23 protein-coding genes are annotated in these 26,420 nt (G+C 63.0%); 16 read left to right on the forward strand and 7 right to left on the reverse strand.

The features are described 5' to 3' along the window. The 9 genes from JAB4_RS09140 (at window position 1) to JAB4_RS09180 (ending at window position 6,719) form a co-directional block, all read left to right on the forward strand. A complete protein-coding gene (locus JAB4_RS09140; protein WP_139143673.1) occupies window positions 1–786 on the forward strand; it encodes a hypothetical protein in 786 nt (261 codons plus the stop codon). Beyond that, on the forward strand, window positions 783–1,331 hold the full coding sequence (locus JAB4_RS09145; RefSeq protein WP_070224738.1) for a hypothetical protein: 549 nt from the start codon (window positions 783–785) through the stop codon (window positions 1,329–1,331). The genes JAB4_RS09140 and JAB4_RS09145 overlap by 4 nt, the downstream gene beginning before the upstream one ends. After that, entirely contained in the window at window positions 1,328–1,900 is a 573-nt protein-coding gene (locus tag JAB4_RS09150; protein WP_070224737.1) for a hypothetical protein, read from the forward strand. Before JAB4_RS09145 ends, JAB4_RS09150 begins: the two co-directional genes overlap by 4 nt. After that, window positions 1,897–2,418 (forward strand): hypothetical protein, encoded by a 522-nt coding sequence (locus JAB4_RS09155; protein WP_070308447.1) that lies wholly within the window; start codon window positions 1,897–1,899, stop codon window positions 2,416–2,418. The genes JAB4_RS09150 and JAB4_RS09155 overlap by 4 nt, the downstream gene beginning before the upstream one ends. Then, window positions 2,418–4,448, forward strand: coding sequence for a secretin N-terminal domain-containing protein (locus JAB4_RS09160; RefSeq protein ID WP_070221380.1), 2,031 nt, complete (start codon window positions 2,418–2,420; stop codon window positions 4,446–4,448). The genes JAB4_RS09155 and JAB4_RS09160 overlap by 1 nt, the downstream gene beginning before the upstream one ends. After that, window positions 4,445–4,927 (forward strand): type II secretion system protein, encoded by a 483-nt coding sequence (locus tag JAB4_RS09165; RefSeq protein WP_070221381.1) that lies wholly within the window; start codon window positions 4,445–4,447, stop codon window positions 4,925–4,927. The genes JAB4_RS09160 and JAB4_RS09165 overlap by 4 nt, the downstream gene beginning before the upstream one ends. Before the next feature lie 3 nt (window positions 4,928–4,930). Continuing rightward, window positions 4,931–5,323 (forward strand): type II secretion system protein, encoded by a 393-nt coding sequence (locus tag JAB4_RS09170; protein ID WP_070221382.1) that lies wholly within the window; start codon window positions 4,931–4,933, stop codon window positions 5,321–5,323. Window positions 5,324–5,328: 5 nt separating this feature from the next. Beyond that, the gene (locus JAB4_RS09175; RefSeq protein WP_070221383.1) at window positions 5,329–5,979 is read left to right on the forward strand and encodes a type II secretion system protein; all 651 of its coding nucleotides are present in this window, start codon (window positions 5,329–5,331) and stop codon (window positions 5,977–5,979) included. 242 nt (window positions 5,980–6,221) lie between these two features. Further along, a complete protein-coding gene (locus JAB4_RS09180; protein ID WP_070221384.1) occupies window positions 6,222–6,719 on the forward strand; it encodes an FxDxF family PEP-CTERM protein in 498 nt (165 codons plus the stop codon). A gap of 183 nt (window positions 6,720–6,902) precedes the next feature. Here JAB4_RS09180 and murJ read toward each other — a convergent pair whose 3' ends face one another. After that, the gene (murJ, locus tag JAB4_RS09185) at window positions 6,903–8,450 is read right to left on the reverse strand and encodes a murein biosynthesis integral membrane protein MurJ (RefSeq protein WP_070221385.1); all 1,548 of its coding nucleotides are present in this window, start codon (window positions 8,448–8,450) and stop codon (window positions 6,903–6,905) included. A 308-nt stretch (window positions 8,451–8,758) separates the two neighbouring features. On the opposite strand from murJ, the gene rpsT reads away from it, so the two are divergent. Then, on the forward strand, window positions 8,759–9,025 hold the full coding sequence (rpsT, locus tag JAB4_RS09190) for a 30S ribosomal protein S20 (protein WP_010395935.1): 267 nt from the start codon (window positions 8,759–8,761) through the stop codon (window positions 9,023–9,025). A gap of 175 nt (window positions 9,026–9,200) precedes the next feature. On the opposite strand, the gene JAB4_RS09195 is transcribed toward rpsT, so the two are convergent. The 3 genes from JAB4_RS09195 to JAB4_RS09205 all read right to left on the reverse strand — a co-directional run bounded on the left by JAB4_RS09195 (window position 9,201) and on the right by JAB4_RS09205 (window position 10,729). Beyond that, window positions 9,201–9,644, reverse strand: a complete 444-nt coding sequence (locus JAB4_RS09195) for a DUF192 domain-containing protein (RefSeq protein ID WP_070221386.1) — start codon at window positions 9,642–9,644, stop codon at window positions 9,201–9,203. A gap of 132 nt (window positions 9,645–9,776) precedes the next feature. Continuing rightward, on the reverse strand, window positions 9,777–10,058 hold the full coding sequence (locus JAB4_RS09200; RefSeq protein ID WP_139143060.1) for a hypothetical protein: 282 nt from the start codon (window positions 10,056–10,058) through the stop codon (window positions 9,777–9,779). A gap of 107 nt (window positions 10,059–10,165) precedes the next feature. After that, on the reverse strand, window positions 10,166–10,729 hold the full coding sequence (locus JAB4_RS09205; RefSeq protein WP_070221388.1) for a pseudouridine synthase: 564 nt from the start codon (window positions 10,727–10,729) through the stop codon (window positions 10,166–10,168). A gap of 288 nt (window positions 10,730–11,017) precedes the next feature. Between JAB4_RS09205 and icd the strand changes: the two genes are divergently transcribed. Continuing rightward, on the forward strand, window positions 11,018–12,271 hold the full coding sequence (gene icd, locus JAB4_RS09210) for an NADP-dependent isocitrate dehydrogenase (RefSeq protein ID WP_070221389.1): 1,254 nt from the start codon (window positions 11,018–11,020) through the stop codon (window positions 12,269–12,271). An 88-nt stretch (window positions 12,272–12,359) separates the two neighbouring features. Here icd and JAB4_RS09215 read toward each other — a convergent pair whose 3' ends face one another. After that, the gene (locus JAB4_RS09215) at window positions 12,360–12,563 is read right to left on the reverse strand and encodes a cold-shock protein (protein ID WP_010395943.1); all 204 of its coding nucleotides are present in this window, start codon (window positions 12,561–12,563) and stop codon (window positions 12,360–12,362) included. Between the two features lie 321 nt (window positions 12,564–12,884). Between JAB4_RS09215 and clpS the strand changes: the two genes are divergently transcribed. The 3 genes from clpS to JAB4_RS09230 all read left to right on the forward strand — a co-directional run bounded on the left by clpS (window position 12,885) and on the right by JAB4_RS09230 (window position 19,015). After that, window positions 12,885–13,187, forward strand: a complete 303-nt coding sequence (gene clpS, locus JAB4_RS09220) for an ATP-dependent Clp protease adapter ClpS (protein WP_070221390.1) — start codon at window positions 12,885–12,887, stop codon at window positions 13,185–13,187. Further along, window positions 13,184–15,484 carry an ATP-dependent Clp protease ATP-binding subunit ClpA gene (gene clpA / locus JAB4_RS09225; RefSeq protein WP_034751575.1) on the forward strand — a complete coding sequence of 767 codons (2,301 nt, stop codon included), beginning with the start codon at window positions 13,184–13,186 and terminating at the stop codon, window positions 15,482–15,484. Before clpS ends, clpA begins: the two co-directional genes overlap by 4 nt. 171 nt (window positions 15,485–15,655) lie before the next feature. After that, window positions 15,656–19,015, forward strand: a complete 3,360-nt coding sequence (locus tag JAB4_RS09230; protein ID WP_070221391.1) for a S41 family peptidase — start codon at window positions 15,656–15,658, stop codon at window positions 19,013–19,015. A gap of 200 nt (window positions 19,016–19,215) precedes the next feature. Here JAB4_RS09230 and prpR read toward each other — a convergent pair whose 3' ends face one another. Further along, complete coding sequence (gene prpR, locus JAB4_RS09235) at window positions 19,216–20,841, reverse strand: propionate catabolism operon regulatory protein PrpR (RefSeq protein WP_070300395.1); 1,626 nt, start codon at window positions 20,839–20,841, stop codon at window positions 19,216–19,218. A gap of 209 nt (window positions 20,842–21,050) precedes the next feature. Here prpR and JAB4_RS09240 point away from each other — a divergent pair, with 209 nt between their 5' ends. Next, window positions 21,051–24,713: a bifunctional diguanylate cyclase/phosphodiesterase gene (locus JAB4_RS09240; RefSeq protein ID WP_070219483.1), complete on the forward strand. Its 3,663-nt coding sequence runs from the start codon at window positions 21,051–21,053 to the stop codon at window positions 24,711–24,713. On the opposite strand, the gene xth is transcribed toward JAB4_RS09240, so the two are convergent. Continuing rightward, window positions 24,710–25,474: an exodeoxyribonuclease III gene (xth, locus tag JAB4_RS09245; protein ID WP_070219481.1), complete on the reverse strand. Its 765-nt coding sequence runs from the start codon at window positions 25,472–25,474 to the stop codon at window positions 24,710–24,712. The genes JAB4_RS09240 and xth overlap by 4 nt on opposite strands. Before the next feature lie 570 nt (window positions 25,475–26,044). Between xth and JAB4_RS09250 the strand changes: the two genes are divergently transcribed. After that, a complete protein-coding gene (locus tag JAB4_RS09250) occupies window positions 26,045–26,416 on the forward strand; it encodes a hypothetical protein (protein WP_070219480.1) in 372 nt (123 codons plus the stop codon). Window positions 26,417–26,420: the final 4 nt, after the last annotated feature.

Raw genomic sequence — 26,420 nt, forward strand, 5'->3', positions numbered from 1 at the left:
TTGAGCTTGTGGCGCGGCAGCCGCTGGCGCGCGCCCGCCTGGACGCCGTTGGGCGAAACCGCGTATGTGCCGGACGTCACTCATGGCCTGCATGGCGATTTTTCCGCCCTGGGCCAGGCGCTGGCGCAGTTGCTGGAGCGGCTGCTGCCGGCGGACCAATACGCGGGCTGGCCCCTGTCCGTGGTGCTCGACGACGCTTTGGCGCGCCTGTGGCAGGTGGACCTGCCACAGGGCGCCGCGCGTCTGGCCGACATCGAGGCGGCCGCCGCGCTGCGCTTCCAGTCGCTGTATGGCGATGCGCCCGGCCTGTGGCACAGCAGCAGTGCCTGGGATGCGCGCGTGCCGTTTTTCTGCGCCGTGCCCCGTGCGTTGCTGGCGCAGCTGACGCGCGTGGCGGCCGACCGCAAGCTGGCTCTGATTTTTATTACGCCGCAATTTGCGCGCCACTGGAACCGCTGGCACGGCGCATTGAAACCGGGCGCCTGGTTCGGCCAGTTGCAGGAAAACGCCTTGACCCTGGGCGTGCGGCACGATGGCCGCCTGTGCGCCGTGCGCGCGCTGCCCGTGCCGCCTGGTGCCGGCAGGGACTGGCTGGTGCAGACGCTGGCGCGCGAGGCGCTGCTGCAAGGCGTGGCCGCGCCGGCGCTGCTGCAGCTGTGCGGCGCGCCGCCGCCCGCATGGCTGACGCCGACAAAAGAGTTCCACTGCCAGGTTTTTTCCACGCCGGACGGGGAAGGCGCCTTGTCGCCGGCCGGTCGGCTGGCCTGCAGCGGAGGCGTGGCATGACGCGTCTCGATATCGATTTCGCGCCGCCGAATTGGCGCCGCAGCCTGCACCGCGTGCCCGCCTGGGCATGGGGCACGGGGGCGCTGGGCATGGTGCTGGTCGTCACGGCGGCGTACAGCGGCAGCGCTGCGCTGCAGCGCCAGCAGCTGCGCGAGGGGCAGTTGCAGCGCGCGCAGCAACGCGTGCTGGCCGCCACGCTGGGCCCGGCGCCTGCGCCGCAAATGGCCATCGCACCGGCGCAGGCGGCGGCCGTGAATGCGGCCATCCTGCAATTGAACCTGCCGTGGCGCGACCTGCAGGATGCGCTGGCCAGCGCCACGCCGCCCGCCATCGCGCTGCTGGCGCTGGAGCCGGACGCGCGCAAGCGGGTGCTGAAGATCACGGCCGAAACGACCGGCAGCGACGCCATGGTGGCCTATATCGCGCAATTGAAGCAGCAGGAGCTGTTCGGCTCCCGCGTGCAGCTGCTGCGCCATGAAATCAACGCGCTCGATCCGAACAAACCCTTGCGCTTCCAGCTTCAAGCGCAGTGGGGCACGCCATGATGGCCATCGATATCAATATCTTGCGCCTGCGCGCGCAACTGCTGCTGCGTCGCCTGGGCGTGCCCGCCTGCCTGGCCGTGCTTCTGCTCGCACTGGGGATTGCCGCCTGGGCATGGGCCTGGCAGCAGCGCGCCGTGGCGGCGCGGCTGGAAGCGCGGCCCTTGCCGCAGCCAGCGCTGGCCGTGGCGGCCCCGGCGCCGCCGGCGACGGCCAGCGAGAACCTGGCCCGTTTTTATGCCGCCCTGGGGCAGCAGCGCCACGCGGAGCAGCAGGTCAAGCAGCTGTTCGACCTGGCCGCGAAAAACGGCTTGCTGCTGACGCAGGGCGAATACAAGAGCGGTTACGACAAGGCCAGCCGTGTCGCCACCTGGCAGGTGACCTTGCCGCTGAAGGGCAGTTACGCGGCCGTGTGGCAGTTCGCGCTGCAGGCGCTGCGCGCCGTCCCCTTTGCCTCGCTCGACGAACTGAGTTTTCGCCGCGAGCAGATCGCCGATACGCAACTCGAAGCGCGCCTGCGCCTGACCTTCTATCTGAGCGATACGCCTCGCGTTGCGGGAGAAACACCATGACCCCGCGCCATTGGCTCATGCTGGCCGGCGTGCTGGGCGCGGGCGCCTTGCTGCTGTTCGGCGAGCGTCAGCCCGTGGCCGACGTGGCCGAGGCGGTGGAGCGGGCCGTCGCGCCCGCGCGTAAGCCGGCCGGCAAAGCGGAGGCAGCGCAGCCGGCCATCCTGGCCCTGCTGCCGCGCAGCGAAGTGGCGGGCGAGGATGGTGACACCTTTGGCGGCGCCGGCGCTGTCTTCCAGAGCCAGAACTGGAATCCGCCGCCGCCGAAAATGGCGGTGACGGCTGCGCCGCCGCCACCGCCGCCGACGGCGCCGCCGCTGCCCTTCGTCTACCTGGGCAAGGCGGCCGCCGACGGCGCCTGGGAAGTGTTTTTGTCGCGCGCCGACAAGACGTATATCGTGCGCGCCAATACCGTCATCGATGGCGCCTACAAGGTCGTGACGATCGCGCCGCCCGTCATGACGCTCACCTATCTGCCGTTGAACCAGGTTCAGCAGCTCAACATTGGAGTACTCGAGTGATGTCTCGTTCCTTTTCACCGGCGCCTTTGCTGGCGTTGCTGGTGCTGCTGTCCGGCTGCGCGGGGCAGCAAGCTTACCGCGACGGGCGCGAGCTGATTGCGCAAGATCAGATCCCGGCCGGCCTGCAAAAACTGCAGGAGGCGCTGCAGCAGGACCCCGGCAACGCGCAATACCGCAGCGCGTATCTGCAGGCGCGCGAACGGGCGACCAGCAGCCGCTTGCAGCAGGCCGAGCGCCAGGCGCAGGCGGGACAAGGCGACCTGGCGCGCACCTCCTTCATGAGCGTGCTGGAAATCGATGCGCAGAACGAACGCGCCAGCAGCGGCTTGCGCGCGCTCGAACGCGAGCAGCGCCAGGGCAAGCTGCTGGCCGAAGCGCAGAAGGATCTCGACGCCAAGCGCTACGACCCCGCGCGCCAGCGCCTGAACGCCATCCTCACGGAGCAGCCGAATCACGCCGGCGCGCGCGCGCTGCTGCGCGAGGTCGATGAAAAAACGGCGCCGCCCGTGGCCGAATCGGGCCTGGCCAAATCGTACAAGCAGCCGATCACGATCGAGTTCCGCGACGCGCCGTTAAAACAGGTGTTCGAGCTGATCGCGCGCCGCTCAGGCCTCAATTTCGTCTTCGACAAGGACGTCAAGGCGGACGCGAAAACCTCGATCTTCCTGAAAAACAGCACGGTGGAATCGGCCGTCTACTTCCTGCTGGTGACGAACCAGCTGGAGCAGCAGGTGATGGATGCGAACACGATTTTGATCTACCCGAACGTGGCGGCAAAATTGAAGGAGTACCAGGAAGTGCTGGTGAAAACCTTCTTCCTGGCGAACGCGGATGCCAAGCAGGTGGCCAACACGCTCAAGACGATTTTGAAGACGCGCGACGTGGTGGCCGATGAAAAGCTCAACCTCGTCATCGTGCGCGACACGCCCGAGGCGATCCGCCTGGCCGAGCGCCTGATCGCGCTGCAGGACGTGCCCGAGGCGGAAGTGGTGCTGGAACTGGAAATCCTCGAAGTCAAGCGCAGCCGCCTGATGGAACTGGGCGTGGCCTGGCCATCGAGCCTGACCCTGACGCCACTTTCCACCTCGGGCGGCGTGGGGCTGACCATCAACGACCTGAATAACCTGAACCAGCGCACCATCGGCGTGAGCGACCTGTCCGTGACGGCGAATGCCAAGAAGACGGATGGCGACGCGAATATCCTGGCCAATCCGCGCATCCGCGTGCGCAACCGGGAAAAGGCGAAGTTCGTCATCGGCGACAGGGTGCCCGTGGTGACCACCACGATTTCGCCGGGCACGGGCGGCTTCGCTTCCGAGTCGATCAGCTACCTGGACGTGGGCCTGACGGTGAACGCCGAGCCGACCATCTATTTGAACAATGAGGTGGGTATCCGCATCTCGCTCGAAGTGAGCAACCTGGGGGCGGCCACCACCACCCGCAGCGGCTCGACCCTGTACCAGATCGGCACGCGCCAGGCCTCGACCATGCTGCAACTGAAGGATGGCGAAAACCAGGTGCTGGCTGGCCTGATCAACAATGAAGAGCGCAGCTCGGGCAACAAGGTGCCGGGCCTGGGCGACATCCCCGTGCTGGGACGGCTGTTCGGCAGCAGCAAGGACGACAGCCAGAAGACGGAAATCGTGCTGTCGATCACGCCGCACCTGGTGCGCACCGTGCAGCGTCCGGAAGCGAAGGAATCGGAATTCTCGGCCGGCACGGAAGGCAGCTTCCGCCGCCGTCCCGACATGGCGGCCAAGGCGCCCACGCAGATGCCGGGCACGGTCATCGTGCGTTCCGGCCCGTCGGCCGTCGGCATGCAGCCGGCGCCGGCGCAGCCGATGATGACGCCGGGCCAGGTGCCATCGACCTTGCCGCAGAGCGTGGCGGCGCCGGAAGTGGCGCCGTCGCCCGAGCCGGCCGCGTCGCCTTTGCCGATATCGTCGGGCCAGCCCGTACCGCTGCAGGCGGCACCCTTGCCGCTGTCGTCGAGCCAGCCGGTGCCGGTGGTGCCGCCGCCCGCCAAATGAGCGTGACGCGCGCGCAGGGCGGATTCACCCTGATCGAACTGCTGGTGACCCTGGCCATCCTGGGCGTGCTGGCCACCCTGGTGATCCCCGTCACGCAGGTGACGATGCAGCGGCGCCAGGAGCAGGAATTGCGGCGCGCGCTGCGCGACATCCGCCAGGGGCTCGACGCCTATAAACGGGCTGGCGACGAGGGCCGCATCCTGCGCGCGCCCGACGCCAGCGGTTATCCGAAAAGCCTGGAACTGCTGGTCGAGGGCGTGCCGGACCAGCGCAACCCGAAGCGCAGTAAACTGTTTTTCCTGCGCCGCGTGCCGCGCGACCCGTTCAACGGCGACGCTGGTCTGAGCGATGCGCAAACGTGGGGCAAGCGCAGCTACGCCAGCGAAGCGGCCGAGCCGCGCGAGGGCGACGATGTCTACGATGTGTATTGCACGTCCGGCAAGACGGGCTTGAACAACGTGCCTTACCGTTTATGGTGAACCATGCCCGCTGAAAACGCTCCACGCCGCAGGCGCGGCTTTACCCTGATCGAATTGCTGGTGGTGCTCGGCATCGTGGCGCTGCTGCTGACCCTGGCCGTGCCGCGCTACTTTCCCAGTCTCGACAAGGCGAAGGAAACCGTGCTGGCGGATAACTTGCGCAACCTGCGCACCACCATTGACCAGTTCCACGGCGATACGGGGCGCTACCCCGATTCGCTGGAGCAACTGGTGGAAAAGAAATATCTGCGCGCCATGCCCATCGATCCCATCACGGACAGCGACAGCAGCTGGCTGATCGTGCCGCCACCGGACGACACGCCGGGCCAGGTGTATGACGTGAAAAGCGGCGCGCCCGGCAAGGACCGCAGCGGCGTGCCGTTCGCCGACTGGTAGCGGCCATGTACCGTTCTGCGCGCCGCCAGCGCGGTTTTACTTACCTGGGCCTGATCATTCTGGTGGCTATTCTTGGCCTGGTAGGGGCGGCCGGGCTGAAGATGGGCTCCTTGCTGCAGCGCCAGGCGGCCGAGCAGGAATTGCTCGATATCGGCGCGCAGTTTTCAGACGCCCTGTACAGTTATGCGGCGGCCACGCCGCCGGGCCAGCCGCAACAGCCGCCGACCCTGGCCGCCTTGCTGCGCGATCCCCGTACGCCCCAGCTGCGCCGGCACCTGCGCAAGTTGTTTGTCGATCCCATCACGGGCCGCGCCGAGTGGGGCTTGCTGTGTCAGCCGGGCAGCAACGGCATCATCGGCGTGTACAGCCTGTCCCAGGCTGCGCCATTAAAGGTTGGCAACTTCGAGGCCCGGTTTGCCGGCTTCGAAGGCAAGGCGCATTTCTCGGAATGGCGCTTCATGGTCGATGCACGGGTGTCATCCGTGCCGTCTGCGGGACCGGCAGCTGTGCCAGCGAGTGATGAGGACGGTATCGCGCCCGCCTTGCCCGCGTCACCGTTGTTTTTTCGCCCTGTTACCCCACCGCAAGAACAAACGCCCCCAGAACCAGATGAACAGCTTGAACCGCAAAATTCCGCCGAAAACACTGCCGAATAGATGTTTTTACCTTAAAACATGGGAAAAATAAATGTATGCGTCGGTAACTATTTTTCCTTGGAAATTCATAGATGCCGGCAAATAGTTCATTTTGAAAATAGTTATCAGCGGTGAAACTTAGATAAAAAATTTATAAGTAATTCAATGCAATTATGTTACCATTCTGTTCAGTACTTCCGGTACTAATAAACTATTGGTGGTCTGCGTATTGCAGCCATAAATTACTTTTTAAGGGATAAGCTATGAAATTGAAATTTATCGCTGCAGGCATCATGGCAGCAGCATCGTTCAGCGCGTCGGCAGCAACCTACGACCTGGGCATTCTGGACCCAGCCGGTTCCGATACCCTGTCGGCTTTCACGACCAAGTTCGCGATCAATTCGCAGATCAATGATTCGTGGACCTTCCAGTTGCTGGCTCCATCGTCGACTTCGTTCGGTGCACTGCAAACGTTCTCCGTTGCTAACGGCGCGATCAAGGATTTCGCCGCGACCCTGGTCGGCTATGGCGACCTGGCCAAGAGCACGGCTAGCGGTATCCAGAATCTGAGCTGGGCAGGCGAATTGGCCGCTGGCACCTACACGGTGCAAGTCACGGGTCTGACCCTGGTGAAAAATGTTCAGTACGTAGGCACGGTTTCGGCCCTGCCAGTACCAGAACCAGAAACCTATGGCATGCTGCTGGGCGGCCTGGCATTGGTTGGCGCCGTGGCACGCCGCCGCGCCAAGAAAGCTGCTTAAGCTTTCGCTGCAATGAAAAAAACCCGCTCCGGCGGGTTTTTTTTCGTCTGGATCATTTGTGCAAGGCATTACGCCGGCAACAACATCCTGCGCAATATGGGCAATCTGCGCAGGACCAGGTGCCAAGTTGAAGACAGTACGCGAGTACGGCGAGACGCCGGCAACAACATCCTGCGCAGCTTGTCACGCGTGGCGCTTGAAGTCGCGGAAGCGGAAGCCAACTGCAAATAACGTCGCAAAGTACGCCACGCCGCACAGGGCCACCACCAGGGCCAGGGCACCGGCCCGCAGCAGCGGATGGGCTTGCATGGCGATCCAGTCGATGCGCATGGCGCCAGCATACGCCACGCCGCCCATCACGATGAGTGCCGGCAGCAGGCGCGCGAAGAATTTGGCCCAGCCCGGTTTCGGCTGGTAGATGCCGCGCTTGCGCAAGCCCCAGTACAGGAAACTGGCATTCAGGCAGGCGCCCAGGCCGATCGACAGGGCCAGGCCGGCCACGGCGATGTAGGGCACGAACAGCAGATTCATCAGCTGCGTGGCGATCAGCACGCCGATGGCGATTTTCACGGGCGTGCGGATGTCCTGGCGCGCATAGAAGGCGGGCGCCAGGGTTTTGACGAGGATGATGCCGATCAGGCCCAGGCTGTAGGCCACCAGCGGCTGCGTCGACATGGTGACGGATTCGGCCGTGAACTTGCCGTAGTGGAAGAGGGTGGCGATCAGCGGCGTGGCCAGGGTCGCCATGCCGACGGCGGCGGGCAGGGCCAGCAGGAAAGTCAAGCGCAAGCCCCAGTCCAGCAAGGCCGAGTATTCCGTCTTGTCGCCGTCCACGTTCGCTTTCGACAGGCTGGGCAGCAAGATGGTGCCCAGGGCCACGCCCAGCATGGCGGTCGGGAACTCCATCAGGCGGTCCGCATACGACAGCCAGGAAATACTGCCTTCGGCCAGGCGCGAGGCGATGCTCGTGTTGATCATCAGGCTGATCTGCGCAGCAGACACGGCGAACACGGCCGGGCCCATCTTTTTCAGCACGCGGCGCACGCCGCCGTCGGACAGGCCGATGGCGGGATTGAGCGACAGGCGCGGCAGCATGCCGATCTTGATCAGCGCGGGAATCTGGATGGCCACCTGCAGCAGGCCGCCGGCGAACACGGCGATGGCCATGGCGTAGATCGGCTGTTTCAAGTATGGCGCGAGGAACAGCGAGGCGGCGATGAAGGACAGGTTCAGCAGCACCGGCGTGAACGCGGGAATCTTGAATTCGCGCCAGGTATTCAAGATGCCGCCGGCCAGGGCCACGAACGACATGCAGGTAATATAAGGGAACATCAGCCGCGTCATCCACACGGCCGCGTCAAAAGCGCCCGGGTCCTTGGACAGGCCCGTGGCGATCACGTAGACGAACCACGGTGCGCCGACGATGCCGATGGCGGACACGAGCAGGGTGGCCCAGACGAGGGTCGTGGCCACATGGTCGGCCAATTGCTTGCTCGCTTCCTGGCCGTGCTGGTTCTTGTATTCAGACAAGATCGGCACGAAGGCTTGCGAGAACGCCCCCTCGGCAAACAATCGGCGCAACAGGTTGGGGATGCGGAAGGCAACAATGAAAGCGTCCGTGTAGGCGCCGGCGCCAAAGGCGCGCGCGAACAGGCTTTCGCGCAATAATCCGGTTACACGGGACAGCATGGTCATGCTGGAAATGGCGGCGAGGGTTTTAAGCAAGTTCATGGGGGCAGATTATAGCCGGGCGCGGTACCGTTAAACGCTTAAAATATGGTAACAAACGCTGCCGATTCGCTGCGCATTCGCCCTTGCCAGCCCCATTTTCAGGTGTTTTTGGCGTGATACACGGTTTTTTGATTTGCCCCCGCTTGAAAATATCGCTATAATCGAAGGCTGTACAGAATTCTGTTACGCAGACACTAATGTTTGACAGGCACTGGTTTGGCACACATGGTTCGGCAGACGCACAGAACGCACCGGTTGGCAAACACTAATGTTTGCAAACGCACTTTGACCCTGTTTTAGGAAATTCCATGGCAAATACCGCACAAGCGCGCAAACGCGCTCGTCAAGCAGTTAAGCAAAACGCACACAATTCGTCCCAACGTTCGACCTTGCGCACGGCTATCAAAGCTGCTCGCAAAGCGATCCAGGGCGGCGACAAGGCAGCTGCTGCTGCAATCTTCCAGGCATCCGTGTCGACCATCGACCGTATCGCTGACAAGAAGATCATCCACAAAAACAAGGCAGCTCGCCATAAGAGCCGTCTGGCAGCTGCTTTGAAAGCACTGTCCGCTTAATATTCGCCAGCAGGCAAGCCACCACGGTGACCTTGCCTGTGCCGGTACGCTGGCACTGGTTGAAAAGCAAAAACCCGCAGATTCGTTCTGGCGGGTTTTTTCGCGTGCGCGCATGCTTTTTCGGCCATCCGCGGCAGTCGTTTTCCGGCAGCGCCTTGCTGCCGGCCGCCACGGGCTAGCGCAGCGCTGGCAAGTTGCCGATGCTCATGCCCGGCTTGATGTTCTTTTGCTTGAACCAGCCCAGGTGCATTTCCAGCGCATAGCGCACGGGCACGGTCTTCGTGGAGCAATGGCTGTCGAGTGTATGCGGCTGCATGTCTTCGATGTTGACGATCTTGCCGCTGGCATCGAGAAAGGCCACCGACAGGGGCAGCGGCGTGTTTTTCATCCACATGCATTGCGTCGAAGGATTGCCAAAGACAAACAGCATGCCCGCATTCGCCGGCATTTTTTCACGGTACATCAACCCCTGTTCGCGTTGCTCTTCTGTCGCCGCCACTTCCGCCTGGATCAAATGCATGCCGGCCGACAGCTGCACGCTTTTTGTTTGCGCCTGGACCATGCTGGCGCAAGACAGCAGGGCGATGGACAGGCAGAGACGGCGAAGGGGATTTTTCATGGGACGGGATGGGTGGCTGCGAAGCGGCGATTAAGCCATGCTGGCGGCCGCCTGGTCAAGCATGCGGTCTGGCCGCGCCAAAAGCGTGGGGCGACAGCAACATAGTCGCTGCCGTCACCCCGGGAACGACCTTTATTTCACCGGCTTGCCTGTTTCAGCGGCCGGTTGCTTCGTCTTGCGCGCCTGGGGAATCAGGCGCGACGCGTCCGTCGCGGCGGACGCGTTGACGGAAGCCGACGCCGGCGGCACGGGCTTGCTGGCATCGGTGGCGGCCGAAGCCTGGCTGGCTGCCGATGCGGGTGGCGGCTTGACGGCATCGGTCGCGGCGGAAGCGTGCACCTGGGCGCCCGACTGGGCCAGTGCGGCGCCGGCAAGCAGGGAGGCGGCCAGCGTGAATATTACTTTTGTCATCATCTTTCCTTTCCGTCATGTGAAGGTCAGATGATTTTAATGCATTATCTAAAAATAAATAGTGCTTATTGGCAAAATTTTAGCAAGGAAAACCGTTTTTCTTGTGCCGTTCACGTTTTCCCAATGTTCTCGGCCGGCACTTCGCACCATTCGCCGGGCATCAGCGGGTGGCTGGCCAGAGAAAACGGGCCGATGGCGCTGCGCACCAGGCGCAGGGTGGGCAGGCCGACGGCCGCCGTCATGCGCCGCACTTGCCGGTTTTTTCCTTCTTTCAAAGTGATCGCCAGCCAAGAGGTGGGCTTGTCGGCGCGCGCGCGGATCGGCGGGTTGCGCGGCCACAGCCAGTCGGGCTCGGCGATGCGCACGGCCTTGCACGGCTTGGTGATGAAGTCGCCCAGGTCCAGCGGCGCCTGCAGGCGCGCCAGGCTGGCCTCGTCGGGCACGCCATCGACCTGCACCAGGTAGGTTTTCGCTTCTTTGCGGTCCGGGTGGCTGATCTCGTGCTGCAGGCGGCCGTCGTCCGTCAGCAGCAGCAAGCCTTCGCTGTCGGCGTCGAGCCGGCCGGCCGGATAGATGCCGGGAATGGTGAGGTGGTCGGCCAGGGTGGCGCGGCCTTCCTGCGGCGAAAACTGGCACAGGACCTGGAATGGTTTATTGAAGAGAATGAGTGGCATGCTGGATAAATTGATGCAAACGAGGGTGGCTGCTGGTCGGCGCCGCAAAAGCGTGGCGCCCTGTAAGATACTGGTGCATAATGTGAAACGTTAGTCTTATGTCTTATAGAAGACGTAGGCGATATGGCAACGAGGTTCTTTGGCGCCGCGGATGGCCCGGCTGTTCTTTCCCTGCTAAAGTGCGTTATTGTCGCCCTGTTCGGACTTGTTTTTGTAAACTCTGCAACCGCAGAGCGCGTCGCCGGCCCGTGTTACCCGCCAGCGGTGTGTCCCACTTCGGAGATCACGATGTATCAACATATCACTGTACCTGCTGACGGCCAAAAAATCACCGTCAACGCCGATTTTTCGCTGAATGTACCAGATAATCCCATCGTTCCCTTCATTGAAGGCGATGGCACGGGCATCGATATCAGCCCGGTCATGATCAAGGTGATCGACGCTGCCGTGGCCAAGGCCTACGGCGGCGCGCGCAAGATCAGCTGGATGGAAATCTACGCGGGCGAGAAATCGACGAATGTGTACGGCCCCGATGTGTGGCTGCCGGAAGAAACCTTGCAAGTGCTGAAAGATTACGTGGTCTCCATCAAGGGCCCGCTGACGACGCCCGTCGGCGGCGGCATCCGCTCGCTGAACGTGGCCCTGCGCCAGCAGCTCGATCTGTACGTCTGCCTGCGTCCCGTGCGCTATTTTACGGGCGTGCCATCGCCCGTGAAAGAGCCGGAAAAGACGGATATGGTGATTTTCCGCGAAAACTCGGAAGATATCTACGCCGGCATCGAGTACCAGCAGGGCTCGCCCGAAGCGAAGAAACTGATGGATTTCCTCGTCAATGAAATGGGCGTGACGAAAATCCGCTTCCCGGCCACGTCGGGCCTGGGCATCAAGCCCGTGTCCATCGAAGGCACGGAGCGCCTCGTGCGCAAGGCCATCCAGTACGCGATCGACAATGACAAGCCTTCCGTGACGATCGTGCACAAAGGCAACATCATGAAATACACGGAAGGCGGTTTCCGCGACTGGGCGTATGCGCTGGCGCAAAAGGAATTCGGCGCCGAGCTGATCGATGGCGGCCCATGGTGCAAGTTCAAGAATCCGAAGACGGGCCGCGACATCATCGTCAAGGATTCGATCGCTGACGCGTTCCTGCAACAGATCTTGCTGCGTCCGGCCGAATACAGCGTCATCGCCACCCTGAATCTGAACGGCGATTACATTTCCGACGCGCTGGCGGCGCAAGTGGGCGGCATCGGCATCGCGCCGGGCGCGAACCTGTCCGACTCCGTCGCCATGTTCGAAGCGACGCACGGCACGGCGCCGAAGTACGCGGGCAAGGATTACGTGAACCCCGGTTCGCTGATCCTGTCGGCGGAAATGATGCTGCGCCACATGGGCTGGCTGGAAGCGGCCGACCTGATCATTTCTTCGATGCAAAAGTCGATCGCCTCGAAGCGCGTCACCTACGATTTCGCCCGCCTGATGGAAGGCGCGACGCAAGTGTCGTGTTCCGGTTTCGGCGACGTGATGATCGAGCACATGTAATAAGCGGGGGCAGGGTGCTGGGCACCCTGCGGACGAAAAAAAACCCCGTTTGACAACGGGGCTTTTCACATCTGAGGGCCGGCGATGCTTAGGCTGCTTGGATGTTGGAAGCTTGCTTGCCTTTAGGGCCTTGCGTGACTTCGAATTGAACTTTTTGACCTTCTTTGAGGGTCTTGAAACCGTTCATGTTGATTGCGGAGAAATGAGCAAACAAATCTTCGCCGCCATCATCTGGAGTGATGAAGCCAAAACCTTTGGAATCATTGAACCACTTAACTGTACCTGTTGCCATAAAAAGAACTTTCAAAATTAAAACAAATCACACGAGCCATAAAAGCAAGAAGCTTCTTGCCCCCTCCTCGACGTCTCACTTCTTATCAAGCTGTACATTACTGCAACAGTCGATACAGCATTGTTGGCGGAATAAATAATGAAGTCAAGCGCTTTTCCATCGATATTGACAAATTCTTCACGACGACCAAAAAAGCAACTCTTGATTTTGACAGCAAGGTCGCCATCTGCGCACTATTAAGAAAACGCGTAAGATTGAAAACAATTGGAAAGGCGTAGATATTGCGCATGACAACCACTGTGAAAGCATTAGAATAAGCGTATGGCAACCAAGCACGACTCAGAAACCCTGCTGGAGCGGCAAGTGCTGAAGCCGCCGCCGCTCTATCAGGTAGCCTTGCTCAATGACGACTACACCCCGATGGAATTTGTGGTGGCCATCATTCAGGAGTATTTCAACAAGGACCGTGAAACGGCGACGCAAATCATGCTCAGTGTTCATCGCTACGGCAAAGGAGTGTGCGGCGTGTTCTCTAAAGATATAGCGTGTACCAAAGTGGAGTTCGTTTTAACGCATGCGCGCAAGGCGGGGCACCCCCTGCAGTGCGTGATGGAGGAAGTATGATTGCGCAGGAATTAGAAGTAAGTTTGCACATGGCGTTTGTCGAAGCTCGGCAGGCACGGCACGAATTCATCACGGTTGAGCATTTACTGCTGGCACTGCTGGACAATCCCTCCGCTGCCGAGGTATTGCGTGCCTGCGCGGTCAATATAGAAGACCTGCGCAAGACCCTCACCAATTTCATCGGCGATAACACGCCGACCGTGCCTGGCACGGGCGAAGTCGACACCCAGCCGACGCTTGGTTTCCAGCGCGTGATTCAGCGCGCCATCATGCACGTCCAGTCCGCCTCGAACGGCAAGAAGGAAGTCACGGGCGCCAATGTGCTGGTGGCCATCTTCGGCGAAAAGGATTCGCATGCGGTCTACTACCTGCACCAGCAGGGCGTGACACGCCTGGACGTGGTCAATTTCATCTCGCACGGCGTGCGCAAGGACCAGTCGACGGAAAGCGCGAAAGCCTCCGAAGGCGTGGAAGAAGCGCCCGTCGACGGCCAGCCGAAGGAAAGCCCGCTCGACCAGTTCACGCAAAACCTGAACAAGGCCGCTGCCGAAGGCAAGATCGACCCGCTGATCGGGCGCGAGGAAGAAGTCGACCGCGTGATCCAGATCCTGTGCCGCCGCCGCAAGAACAATCCGCTGCTGGTCGGCGAGGCGGGCGTGGGCAAGACGGCCATCGCCGAAGGCCTGGCCTACCGCATCACGCAAAGCGACGTGCCGGAAATCCTGCAGAATGCCGTCGTGTATTCGCTGGACATGGGCGCCTTGCTGGCCGGAACCAAATACCGCGGCGACTTCGAGCAGCGCCTGAAAGCCGTGCTGAAACAGTTGAAAGACAATCCGAACGGCATCCTGTTCATCGACGAGATCCACACCATCATCGGTGCGGGCTCGGCCTCGGGCGGCACGCTGGACGCGTCCAACCTGCTGAAACCGGCACTGGCGAATGGTCAGCTGAAATGCATCGGCGCGACCACGTACACGGAATTCCGCGGCGTGTTCGAGAAAGACCATGCGCTCTCCCGCCGCTTCCAGAAAGTGGACGTCAACGAGCCGACCGTCGAGCAAACCGTGCAAATCTTGCGCGGCCTCAAGTCGCGCTTCGAAGAGCACCATGGCGTGAAATACTCGGCCTCGGCCCTGTCGACGGCGGCGGAACTGGCGGCGCGCTTCATCAACGACCGCCATTTGCCCGACAAGGCGATCGACGTCATCGATGAAGCGGGCGCGGCGCAGCGCATCCTGCCGAAGTCGAAGCAAAAGAAAACCATCGGCAAGGCCGAGATCGAGGACATCATCGCCAAGATCGCGCGCATTCCGCCGCAAACGGTCAACCAGGACGACCGCAGCAAGCTGCAGACGATCGACCGCGACTTGCGCAATGTCGTGTTCGGGCAAGATCCTGCCATCGACGCGCTGGCCTCGGCCATCAAGATGGCCCGTGCCGGCCTGGGCAAGACGGACAAGCCGATCGGCTCCTTCCTGTTCTCCGGTCCGACCGGCGTCGGCAAGACCGAGGTGGCCAAGCAATTGGCCTTCATCCTCGGTATTGAGCTGATCCGTTTCGACATGTCGGAATACATGGAACGCCACGCCGTCAGCCGCCTGATCGGCGCGCCGCCGGGCTACGTCGGTTTCGACCAGGGCGGCCTGCTGACGGAAGCGATCACCAAGAAGCCGCACGCGGTCTTGCTGCTCGATGAAATTGAAAAAGCCCATCCGGACATTTTCAATATTCTGCTGCAAGTGATGGACCACGGTACCTTGACGGACAACAATGGCCGCAAAGCCGATTTCCGCAACGTGATCATCATCATGACGACGAATGCGGGCGCGGAAAGCTTGCAAAAGACGTCGATCGGCTTCACCAATTCGAAGCAGGCCGGCGACGAGATGGCCGACATCAAGCGCATGTTCACGCCGGAGTTCCGCAACCGCATCGACGCGACCATCAGTTTCCGCGCGCTGGACCAGGAAATCATCCTGCGCGTGGTCGACAAGTTCCTGATGCAACTGGAAGAACAGTTGCACGAGAAAAAGGTCGAAGCCGTGTTTACCGAGAAGCTGCGTGCTTTCCTCGGCAAGAAAGGTTTCGATCCGCTGATGGGCGCGCGGCCGATGGCGCGTTTGATCCAGGACATGATCCGCAAGGCCCTGGCCGACGAACTGCTGTTCGGCCGCCTGGTCACGGGTGGACGGGTCACCGTCGACCTCGACGACAAGGACCAGGTCTTGCTGGAATTCCCGGAACCGCCAGACGCGGCGCCGACGGCAGCACCGGAAACGGTGGAAGTGGAATAAACTTCCTACCGTCAACAAAAAACCCGCCCACGCAAGTGGCGCGGGTTTTTTTACGTTTTTATGGACAATAAAGAAGGTTTTAAGAAGGTTTTCTTTGGTCGTAGTTATGCCAGAATTGCTGTCCGGTATCGACATGATGTCCATGCCACCTGACCGCTATCTGGATGCCACATGAAAATTTCCCGCAATCTCTCCTTGCTCCTGTTGTCCGCCGGCTTGCTGGGCAACGCCGCCGCTGCCGCGCCCGCCGGCAGTTATTTCCGCTTTCCCGCCGTGCGCGGCGATACCGTCGTCTTCACGGCCGAAGGCGATTTGTGGAAAAGCAATCTGCGCGGTGGCGCGGCCCAGCGTCTGACCACGCATCCCGGCTATGAAACGAACGCGGCGATTTCGCGCGACGGCCAGTGGCTGGCGTTTTCCGCCGCCTATGAGGGGGCGCAGGAAGCGTATGTGATGCCGCTGGCCGGCGGCTTGCCGCGCCGTATTTCCTTTGACAATGGCGGCGTGCTGGTGCTGGGCTGGACGGTGCAGGGCGAAGTGCTGGTCAGCACGCAAAATACGGACGGTCCCGCCTCGCGCCGCATCGTCGCCGCCATCGATCCCGTGAAACAGACGCGGCGCGTGTTTCCCGTGGCCGACGCCAACGACGCCGTGCTCGACGACGCCGGCAAGACGCTGTTCTTCACGCGTTTCGGCCTGGCCATGACGAATGACAATGTGCGCAACTACCGGGGCGGCGCGCATGCCACCTTGTGGCGCTATGAGCTCGACGGCAAGGGCGAGGCCGTGCGCATGCACACGGATGCCGGCGTCTTGGCGGGCAACAACAAGCGCCCCATGTGGTGGCAGGGCCGTATCTATTACATCAGCGACGAGGGCGGCAGCGACAATCTGTGGAGCATGCTGCCCGACGGCTCCGACCGCCGCGCGTTGACCAGCCACACGCAGTGGGACGTGCGCAACGCGCAGCTGGGCGACGGCAAGATTGTGTATCAATTGGGCGCGGACCTGCAGGTGCTGGACCTGGCGGCAGGGACGGACTCGTCGCCATTGCCGATCAGCCTCGTGTCCGATTTCGACCAGCAGCGCGCGCGCCAGATCCGTTCGCCGCTCGACACCCTCTCGAACGTGCAGCTATCGGGCAAGGATGAGCGCATCATCCTGACGGCGCGCGGCAAGGTCAGCATCGCCGGCACGGGCAGCCTGCGCAGAGTCGACATCGCCATTCCCGACGGGGCGCGGGCGCGCGATGCCGTCTTTTCCAGCGACGAGAAATCCGTGTTCGCCATCGTCGACACGAGCGGAGAAAACGAAATCTGGAAGTACGCGGCCGATGGCTCGGGCAAGGGCGAGCAGCTGACGACGCAGGGAGATAATCACCGCTGGAAGCTGTACCCGTCGCCGGACGGACGCTGGCTGGCGCACACGGACAAGAAGGGCCGTTTCTGGCTGCTGGACCTGGCCACCAGGGGCAACCAGCTGATCGACGACGCGGGCAAGGCGGGCGTGGACAAGCACGACGAAGTGCAATGGTCGCCCGACAGCCGCAACCTGGCCATCGTGCGCGTGGCCAGCAACGAGCAGCGCGAGCAGATCGGCTTGTACAACCTCGCATCGAAGCAGCTGCAGTTCGTCACCAGCGACCGCTATACCTCCGCTTCGCCCGTGTTTTCGCCGGACGGGCGCTGGCTGTATTTCATGTCGGCGCGCAATTTCCAGCTGGCCAACGGTTCGCCGTGGGGCGACCGCAACATGGGCCCCGTGTTCGACAAGCGCATCGGCGTGTATGCGCTGGCGCTGCAGCCGGGCAACCGTTTCCCGTTCCAGCCCGACGATGAACTGAGCCGTCCGGGAGTGAAACCGGCCGAAACGGACGATGAAAAGGCGGCCGAATCGGCGGCGGAAAAGGCATTGGAAAAGGCCGGCGGCAAGTCGGCCGTGAAGAAAACGCCGGCCGCCCTGCCGGACGTCGTCTTCAAGGGACTGGCCGAGCGCCTGTACGAAGTGCCGCTAGCGGCCGGCAATTACAGTGCGCTGGCCATCGATGACAAGCGCCTGTATTTCCTCGAGCGCGACAGCGGCGAGAACAAGTTCAGCCTGAAAACCCTGGCCATAGGCAATGCGGGTTCCAAGCCGGAACTGCTGGTGGCCAATGTGCGCGAATTCGACCTGGCACAGGATAAAAAGCATTTGTATTACAGGACAGCAACCAGCGCAGCGGCCACGGGGCCGGGCGAAATGCTGGTGATCGAGGCGGGCGCCAAGCTGCCGTCCGACCTGTCGAAGGCGAAAGTAAAAGTCGACGACTGGACGTTCGTGTCGAACCCGCGCCTGGAGTGGAAGCAGATGTTCAATGACGCGTGGCGCTTGCACCGCGATTTCCTGTACGACGCGAAGATGCGCGGCGTGGACTGGAAGGCGGCGCGCGATAAATATGCGCCGCTGGTCGAGCGGGTCACGGACCGGGCCGAGCTCAATGACGTGCTGGGCATGATGGTGGCCGAAGTGGGCGCCCTGCATTCGCAGATACGTCCCGGTGAATTGCGCCGCACGGAGCAGGAAGGCGCGCCGGCGGGCTTGGGCGCCGTGCTGGCGCGCACCAGCGAGGGCTACCGGGTCGAGCATGTCTACCGCAGCGAGGCGGAACTGCCCTCGGCGCGCGCTCCGCTGTCGCGGCCCGAAGTGGATGTGAAGGAGGGCGACGTGATCACGGCCGTCAACGGCAAGGACGTCCTGGGCGTGCGCGACATCAGCGACCTGCTGCTGAACCAGGCCGACAAGCAGGTGCTGCTGCAGGTCAAACGCGGTCATGGCAAGGGCGCGCCGCGCGCCGTCATCGTCACGCCCGTCAACATGGCGAAACAGACGGCGCTGCGCTATGGCGACTGGGAATTGAGCCGCGCCGAGCAGGTGGCCGCCGCCTCGCAGGGGCGCATCGGCTACCTGCATCTGCGCGCCATGGGCGCCAACGACATCGCCTCGTTCGCGCGCGATTTTTACGCCAACATCAACCGCGAAGGCCTGATCATCGACGTGCGGCGCAATAACGGCGGCAATATCGACAGCTGGATCATCGAAAAACTGCTGCGCAAGGCCTGGGCCTACTGGGCGCCGCCGGGCGTGCAGCCATCGTCGAACATGCAGAACACCTTCCGCGGACATCTGGTCGTGCTGGTCGATGAACTCACGTATTCCGATGGCGAGACCTTCGCCGCCGGCATCAAGGCATTGAAACTGGCGCCGCTGGTAGGCAAGCGCACGGCCGGCGCCGGCGTCTGGCTCAGCGACAATACGCGCCTGGCCGACAACGGCATGGCGCGCGTGGCGGAAAACGGCCAGTTCGGCATCGATGGCCAGTGGCTGATCGAAGGCGTGGGCGTGGTGCCGGACGTCGAGGTGGAAAATCCGCCGCACGCCACCTTCAATGGCGGCGACCGCCAGCTGGACGTGGCGCTCGACATGCTGGCGAAAAAGCTCAAGGAGCAGCCGCGCCCCGCGTTTCAGGCGCAGCCGATCCCCGCGCTCAAGTAATTCCGTTACAGGCTGCCGGCAGTCTTGACGCGTGGCACCAGATAGCCGTGCGGCTCGTGATGGCGCAGGTCGGCGGCGGACGGCACGTCCTGGTGCAAGGCAGTCCGCTGGTGCCGCCCGCGCCGCCGTGTCCCGTGCCGCGCTGCCATAGATCGTGCGGGTGAGGCCTGCCGTCCACGGTTTTTTGTATGGCCGAAAAATCAGCCGACGCGCAGGCGGCGCCACAGCGTGGTGCGGCTGATGCCGAGGTAGTGGGCGGCGGCGTCGCGGCGTCCGCCGAAGCGCGCCAGCACTGCGCTGGCACTTTCGTCTTCCAGGCGAGGCGGCGCGGTGGCGGCAGGCGCCGGCGGCAGCGCCGGCGTGCCTGCGGCCTTGGCCAGTTCCGGCGCCACGCCCAGCACGAAGGCGGGCGTCAGCGCCTGCAGCGGTTCGGCTGCCAGGAACAGGGCCAGGCGCTCGGCCAGGTTGCGCAGTTCGCGCACGTTGCCGGGCCAGTCGTAGCGGCGCAGCAGCGGCGCGCAAGCCTGGATTTCCGCGTGCAGGTTGGGGTGCGGACGGGCGCCCAGCGCGGCCAGCGCGTTTTTCAGTGACCATTCGGCTAGGCCGGGAATGTCGCTGGCGCGTTCGCGCAAGGCGGGCAAATGCAGGCGCAGCACGGCCAGGCGGTAGAACAGGTCGGCGCGGAAGCGTCCTTCGCGGATGCGCTGCTCCAGGTCGCAATGCGTGGCGCTGATGATGCGCACGTTGATGGCGATGGGCCGCGTGCCGCCCACGCGCACCACTTCGCGCTCTTCCAGCACGCGCAGCAGCCGCGTTTGCAGGGCCAGCGGCATTTCGCCGATTTCGTCGAGGAACAGGGTGCCGTGGTTGGCCGCTTCGAACAGCCCCGCATGGCCGCCCCGGCGCGCGCCCGTGAAGGCCCCATCCTCGTGGCCGAACAGTTCCGATTCCAGCAAGGACTCGGCGATGGCGCCGCAATTGATGGCGATAAAGGGCCTGTTCGCGCCCAGGCTGCGCGGGCTTTCCCGGTGGATGGCCTGCGCCACCAGTTCCTTGCCGCTGCCCGTCTCGCCCTGGATCAGGACCGTCGCCGGCGACCGCGCATACAGCACCACCGACTGGCGCAGCGCTTCCATCGCCTCCGATTCGCCGCGCAAATCGTGCAGGCCGTGGCGCGCGCGCAGGGTGTCGGCCACCACCGCGCGCCGCCCCCGGTTCGATTCGATCTGGGTCAGGCGCGCCAGTTCCAGCGCGTCGTCGAAGGCGCGCCGGATGGCCGTGGCCGAATACACGAAGACGGCGGCCAGGCCCGCTTCTTCGGCCAGGTCGGTGACGAGGCCCGCGCCGACGACGGCTTTGACGCCCTCGGCCTTCAGTTCATTGATCTGCGCGCGCGCGTCTTCCTCGGTGGCGTAGGTGCGCTGCGCGATCTGGAAGCCGAAGGTGGCGGCAAATTCGCCCAGTTCCGGCATCGGGTCCTGGTAGGTGACGACGCCGATGTGCGGCGAGATGCGCCGCGCGCGCGCCAGCGCCTGCATCACGTCGTAGCCGCTGGCCTTGGCGATGATGACGGGTACCGACAGCCGGCCTTTCAAGTAGGCGCCGTTGGAACCGGCCGCAATGACGGCGTCGCAGCGCTCCGTGGCCATGCGTTCGCGGATGTGGCGCACGGCGTCGTCGAAGCCCAGGTTGATCGGCTCGATCGTCGCCAGGTCGTCGTATTCGAGCGTGATGTCGCGGAACAGGTCGAACAGCCGCGAGACGGAGACGGTCCAGATGACGGGTTTGTCGCGGTGGTCGAGCGGAGGTTGGGGAGGGCGGCGCATGCTTTATTCTAAACGATTTGTTTCATATTTTTGCTGTGCAACGGCGTTGCAACAAGCGTGTTGCAAGTGGTCTGTGGCGTTTCAGATATTGCCAATAAGGAATATGAAAAAACCCCGGGAAACTGGTTTATGATCTAACAGCACTATGATGCCTGATGAATATATTGCCCAGGTGCATTTCGACCGCCAACAACCGAACCATGGTGTCCATGAACCGCGTACCGACCAGTCCCGATTTCATTGCCGATGCCTTGCAGCTGATCGCCTTGCCCGCGTGCGCCTGCGATGCCTGCGGCATGGTGGTGGCCGCGAATGGCGCCTTGCAGTCCTTGCTGGGCAGGGATATATCGGGCCGGCTGCTGGCCGACTGTTTTACGGACGCCTACCGCGCGTCGAGCAGCAGCATGCTGCGCGGCGCGCTCGGTGCGGCCGGGCGCGAGCGGCAGTGGGACAGCAGCCTGCAAGGGGAGGCGGGCGCCATCGCCGTGCAGGTATGGTCGAGGCCGCTGCTGGTGGACGATGGCTTGCCGGGCGCGACCCTCGTGTTTGCCGACATCCGCGTGCAGCAGCGCGACCAGCAAGCCTTGCGCAAGACCCTGCTGGAACAGCAGGCCATCCTGGAAAGCGCGGCCGTCGGCATCATCTTTTCCAAGGGCGGCTTCATCGAGGAATGCAATATCCGCGCCGCCGAGATGCTCGGCTATGCGCGCCACCAGCTGACGGGCATGCCGGGCGCGGTGCTCTACCGCTCCGCTGAGCATTGCCGCGCGCTGGGGCTGGAAGCGGCGCCGCTGCTGTCGAAGGGCAAGCCATACCGCACGGAGCTGGAATTGCGGCGCCAGGACGGCACCCTGTTCTGGAGCCGCCTGCACGGGCGCGCCGTCGATCCCTTGAATACGCATGACGGCACGGTCTGGATCATTGAGGATATCAGCGACCACCGGCGTGATGAAGACCAGCTGCGCCGTGCCATGCTGGAAATGCAGGCCGTGATGGACAACGCGCCGCTGGCCATCGGCTTCCAGCGCGACAAGGGCGTGCTGCGCTACAACCGGCGCTTCGCAGAATGCTTCGGCTTCGATGGCGACAGCGGCGTGGGCCTGGCCGTCGCCGACCTGTATCCGTCGCGCGCGGCCTACGAGAACGTCGTGCGGCAGGCTGCGCCCCTGCTGCGGCGCGGCCTGCCGTTTCAGGGCGAGATGGAGATGCGCCGCCGCGACGGTTCGACCTTCTGGGCGCTGGCCTACGGCTATGTGCTGAACCCGGAAAACCAGCCCGACCGCGCGCTGCGCGACACGATCTGGCTGTTCGACGACCGCAGCGCGCAAAAGGCGGCCGAAGAGGCGACGCGCCAGCTGATGCTCGAGCAGCAGGCCATCCTCGACAACGCCTCCGTCGGCATCCTGTTTTCGCGCTCGCGCCTGATCCTGCGCTGCAATCCCCGCTTCGCCGAAATGTTCGGCTATGCGCAGGAAGAGATGACGGGCATGCCCGCCGCCGAACTGTTTCCCTCGCCGGCCGCCTACGAGGCATTCGGCGTGCAAGCGACGCCGCTGCTGGGACAGGGCTTGCCGTACGAGCAGGACGAATCGCTGTTCCGCCGCCGCGATGGCAGCCTGTTCTGGTGCCGCATCCGCGCCAAGGCCGTTGACCAGGCGCACAGCGAGCAGGGCGCCATCTGGATCCTCGAAGACATCACGGCCAGCCGCCAGGCGCAGATGGAGGTGGCGGCCATCATGACGAATGCCTCGGTCAGCATCCTGTACACCAAAAACCGCCAGATCACGCGCTATAACCTGGGCTTTGCCGCGATGTTCGGCTACAGCGGCGACGAGGCGCTGGGCTTGCCTGGGCGCGCCCTGTACGTGTCGCAGCAATCCTACGACCTGCTGGGCGCGGCGGCCTTTCCCTTCCTGTCGGTGGGCAAGCCCTTCCAGACAGAAGTGGAAATGATGCGCCGCGACGGCACGACCTTGTGGGCGCAACTGATCGCCTACGTCGTCAATCCCGACGATCCCGCGGCCGGCACCATCTGGATCATCGAGGACCGCACGGAAGCCAAGCGCGCCGAAGAATCGCTGCGCAACGCGCTGCTGGAAAACCAGGCCATCCTCGACAGCGCCGTGCTGGGCATCTCGGTGATAGAGGGGGGCTACAATTTGCGCGCCAACAGCAAGATGGAAGAGCTGTTCGGCTATGGACCCGGCGAGATCAACGGCCTGTCGGTGCAGGCCCTGTATCCGGACGTGGCCGCGTGGAAGGTGGCGCGCGGCGAGACGGCGCGCGATTTCGATGCGGGCAGGGTGCACATGTCGGAATACCAGCTGGTGCGCAAGGATGGCAGCCGTTTCTGGGCGCGCCTGTCCGGCCGGCCGTTCGACCTGGCGCATGCGCATGGCCGTTCCGTGTGGCTGGTCGACGACGTGACGGCGCGCCGCGAGGCGGCCGAGGCGGTGCGCCGCGCGCGCGATGAACTGGAACTGCGCGTGCAGGAACGCACGGCCGAACTGGCCGGCGCCAACCTGCTGCTGCAGGGCGAGATCGTCGAGCGGCGCCAGGCCGAGGCGCGGGTGCACCACATGGCTTACCACGACAACCTGACGGGCTTGCCGAACCGCGCGCTGCTGTCGGACCGGCTGGAACGGGCCATGCTGGCCTCGCAGCGCTCGGAGCGCAAGCTGGCCGTGATGTTCATCGACCTCGATCGTTTCAAGACCATCAACGATTCGCTGGGCCACATGACGGGCGATCTGCTGCTCAAGGAAGTGGCCGCGCGGCTGTGCGGCGCCGTGCGCGCCAGCGACACGGTGGCGCGCCTGGGCGGCGATGAATTCGTCGTGCTGGTGCCGGGCATTCGTGGCGGCGAGGAAGCGGCGCGCGTGGCGGAGAAGATCATCGAGGCGCTGACGCCCGCCTTTCCGCTCGACGGCCACGTGCTGCACGTGACGCCGTCGATCGGTATCTGCCTGTATCCGGACGACGGCGGCGATGTCGACGCCCTGATGCGCCATGCCGATGCGGCCATGTACCACGCCAAGGGCAACGGCCGCAACAACTACCAGTTCTTCACGCAGACGATGAACCAGGCGGCGGCCCTGCACTTCGATCTGGAAAGCAGCTTGCGCACGGCGCTGGCGCTGCAGCAGTTCGAACTGTTTTACCAGCCGGTCATCGATATCGCCACGCGCCGGCTGCACGGCATGGAAGTGCTGCTGCGCTGGCGCCGTCCCGGCCACGGCCTGGTGCTGCCGGACCGCTTCATCCCCATCATGGAAGAAAACGGCTTGATCGTGCCGGTGGGCGAGTGGGTGATGCGCCAGGCGTGCGAGCAAAGCATGGCCTGGCAGCGCCAGGGCTTGCAGCCGGTGCCGCTGGCCGTGAATCTGTCGCCGCGCCAGTTCATGCACAAGGGCCTGGTGGCGGCGATTGGCGCCGTGGTGCGGGAAACGGGGATCGATCCGTCGCTGCTGGAATTCGAGATCACCGAGACGGCGCTGATGCAGCATGGCGAGCATACCCTGGAGATCCTGCGCCAGATCAATGGCATGGGCCTGCGCCTGTCGATCGACGATTTCGGTACCGGCTATTCCAGCCTGGCCTACCTGAAGCGCTTCCCCGTGAAGAAGGTCAAGATCGACCGCGCCTTCATCAAGGACCTCGAGCACAGCGCGGAAGACCGCGCCATCGTGTCGGCCATCATCGCGCTGGCCGACAGCCTGCAATTGTCGGCCGTGGCCGAGGGCGTGGAAACGGAGGAGCAGTTCGCGCTGCTGCAGGCGAACGGCTGCCGCTACGCGCAGGGCTATCTGTTTTCCGCGCCCGTGCCGGCGGTCAATGCGCAGGCCTTGCTGGAGCGGATAGCCCTTAGTTAATCGATCGTTGCCACCACCGGCGCATGGTCGGACGGTTGTTCCCACTTGCGCGGCACGCGGTCGATCACGCAGGCCGTGCAGCGGGCTGCGAGAGCGGGCGAGAGCAGGATGTGGTCGATGCGCAGGCCCTTGTTCAGGCGGAAGCCCAGCTGGCGGTAATCCCACCAGCTGAACGATTTTTCCGCCTGTTCAAACAGGCGGAAAGCGTCCGTCAAGCCGATGTCGAACAGGCGCTGCAGGGCGGCGCGTTCCTTGTCCGAGACCAGCACCTGGCCTGCCCAGGCGACGGGATCGTGCACGTCGCGGTCGTCGGGCGCGATATTGTAGTCGCCGACGACGGCCAGCTGCGGGTGCTGCTGCGCTTCTTCGGCCAGCCAGTCGTGCAGGGCGGACAGCCAGCCCAGCTTGTATTCATATTTGTCCGAGTCGACGCTCTGGCCGTTCGGCACGTAGGCGCAGACGACCCGCACGCCGCCTATGGTGGCGGCCAGGATGCGCTGCTGCGCATCGTCATAGCGCGGGTTGTTCTTTACCACGTCGGTGATCGGCAGCTTCGACAGGATGGCCACGCCGTTGTAGGTCTTCTGGCCGCTGAAGACCACCTGGTAGCCGGCCGCCTCGATCTCGGCGACGGGGAACTTGTCATCCGTGAGCTTGGTTTCTTGCAGGCACAGTATGTCGACCGGGTTGTCGGTCAGCCACTGCAGCACTTGCGGCAGGCGCACTTTGAGCGAGTTGACGTTCCAGGTGGCGAGTTTCATGGGAAAAATCCTTGCTTGAGTAGGTGACGATAGGCGCGAATCTTACCGCATGCGTGTCGATGGCGTCCTGTCCCGCCTGCCGGGCATGGGCTTGATTGACGGGCGGGGAAAAAGCCGTGTTAACAAAGTATTTGCATTTAACCAATCGTGGCGCATGAATATTATGTTTTTGTGTATCATTGATCAACCCCTATGTTTGATTTGGCATAAGTGGCTGGCATGGCAGGCTGCGTCTTGCCGTTGGGCGCGACAAAGGTGTAAAGTTTCTCGCTAAAACGCGATAAAAACTACTAAAATGGCACAATGTAACAACTGTGTCACATGGCTTTGTTACAGCCAAGTTAAGAACCGAACAGGAAGCAGTTGTAATTAGTTGTAATTGCTATTCCGATTACATGACCACTGTGCCGGGGATGGAACGTTAATTCCGTCCCTGGCGCCGCCAGACTTGTTATATAAATTGCAGTACTGTATCTATGAGACTGTTTTGCGACATCAATAGATGGTACTATTTTGAAATGTTGCAGTTTTAATAGTGAGACTTGCGCGTAGCATTTGCAAAGGAAGAAAATGCGAACTGCATTTGAAGCGTGGGCGCAGCGTGACGGCCACATTGTGCGGCGAAGAGAAGACAAACCGGATGAGTACCTGATTTTCGAGACCCAGCGCCGCTGGGTTATCTGGCAGGCGGCTCTGACGCATGGCAAGACGGCGACCAAGCCGCGCGTGAGCGCGGCCGAAAAGGCGGCGAAAGCCCAGCGCGCGCTGGAAATGTCCTCCGATGAAGCGACCGTACGCAACAAGGTGCTTAATGAGGTGCTCGACGCCTTCAGCGGCGCCGATGGCGCGGCCGGCATGGAAGGCATACTGAAAGTGATCCAGGGCCTGAAGCAGAAGCAGAAGGCGCTGGCCGACGACAAGAGCGAAGATTCAACGGCTTGAGGGG

The sequence above is a fragment of the Janthinobacterium sp. HH102 genome, assembly GCF_001758625.2.
Taxonomy (GTDB): Bacteria; Pseudomonadota; Gammaproteobacteria; order Burkholderiales; family Burkholderiaceae_D; genus Janthinobacterium.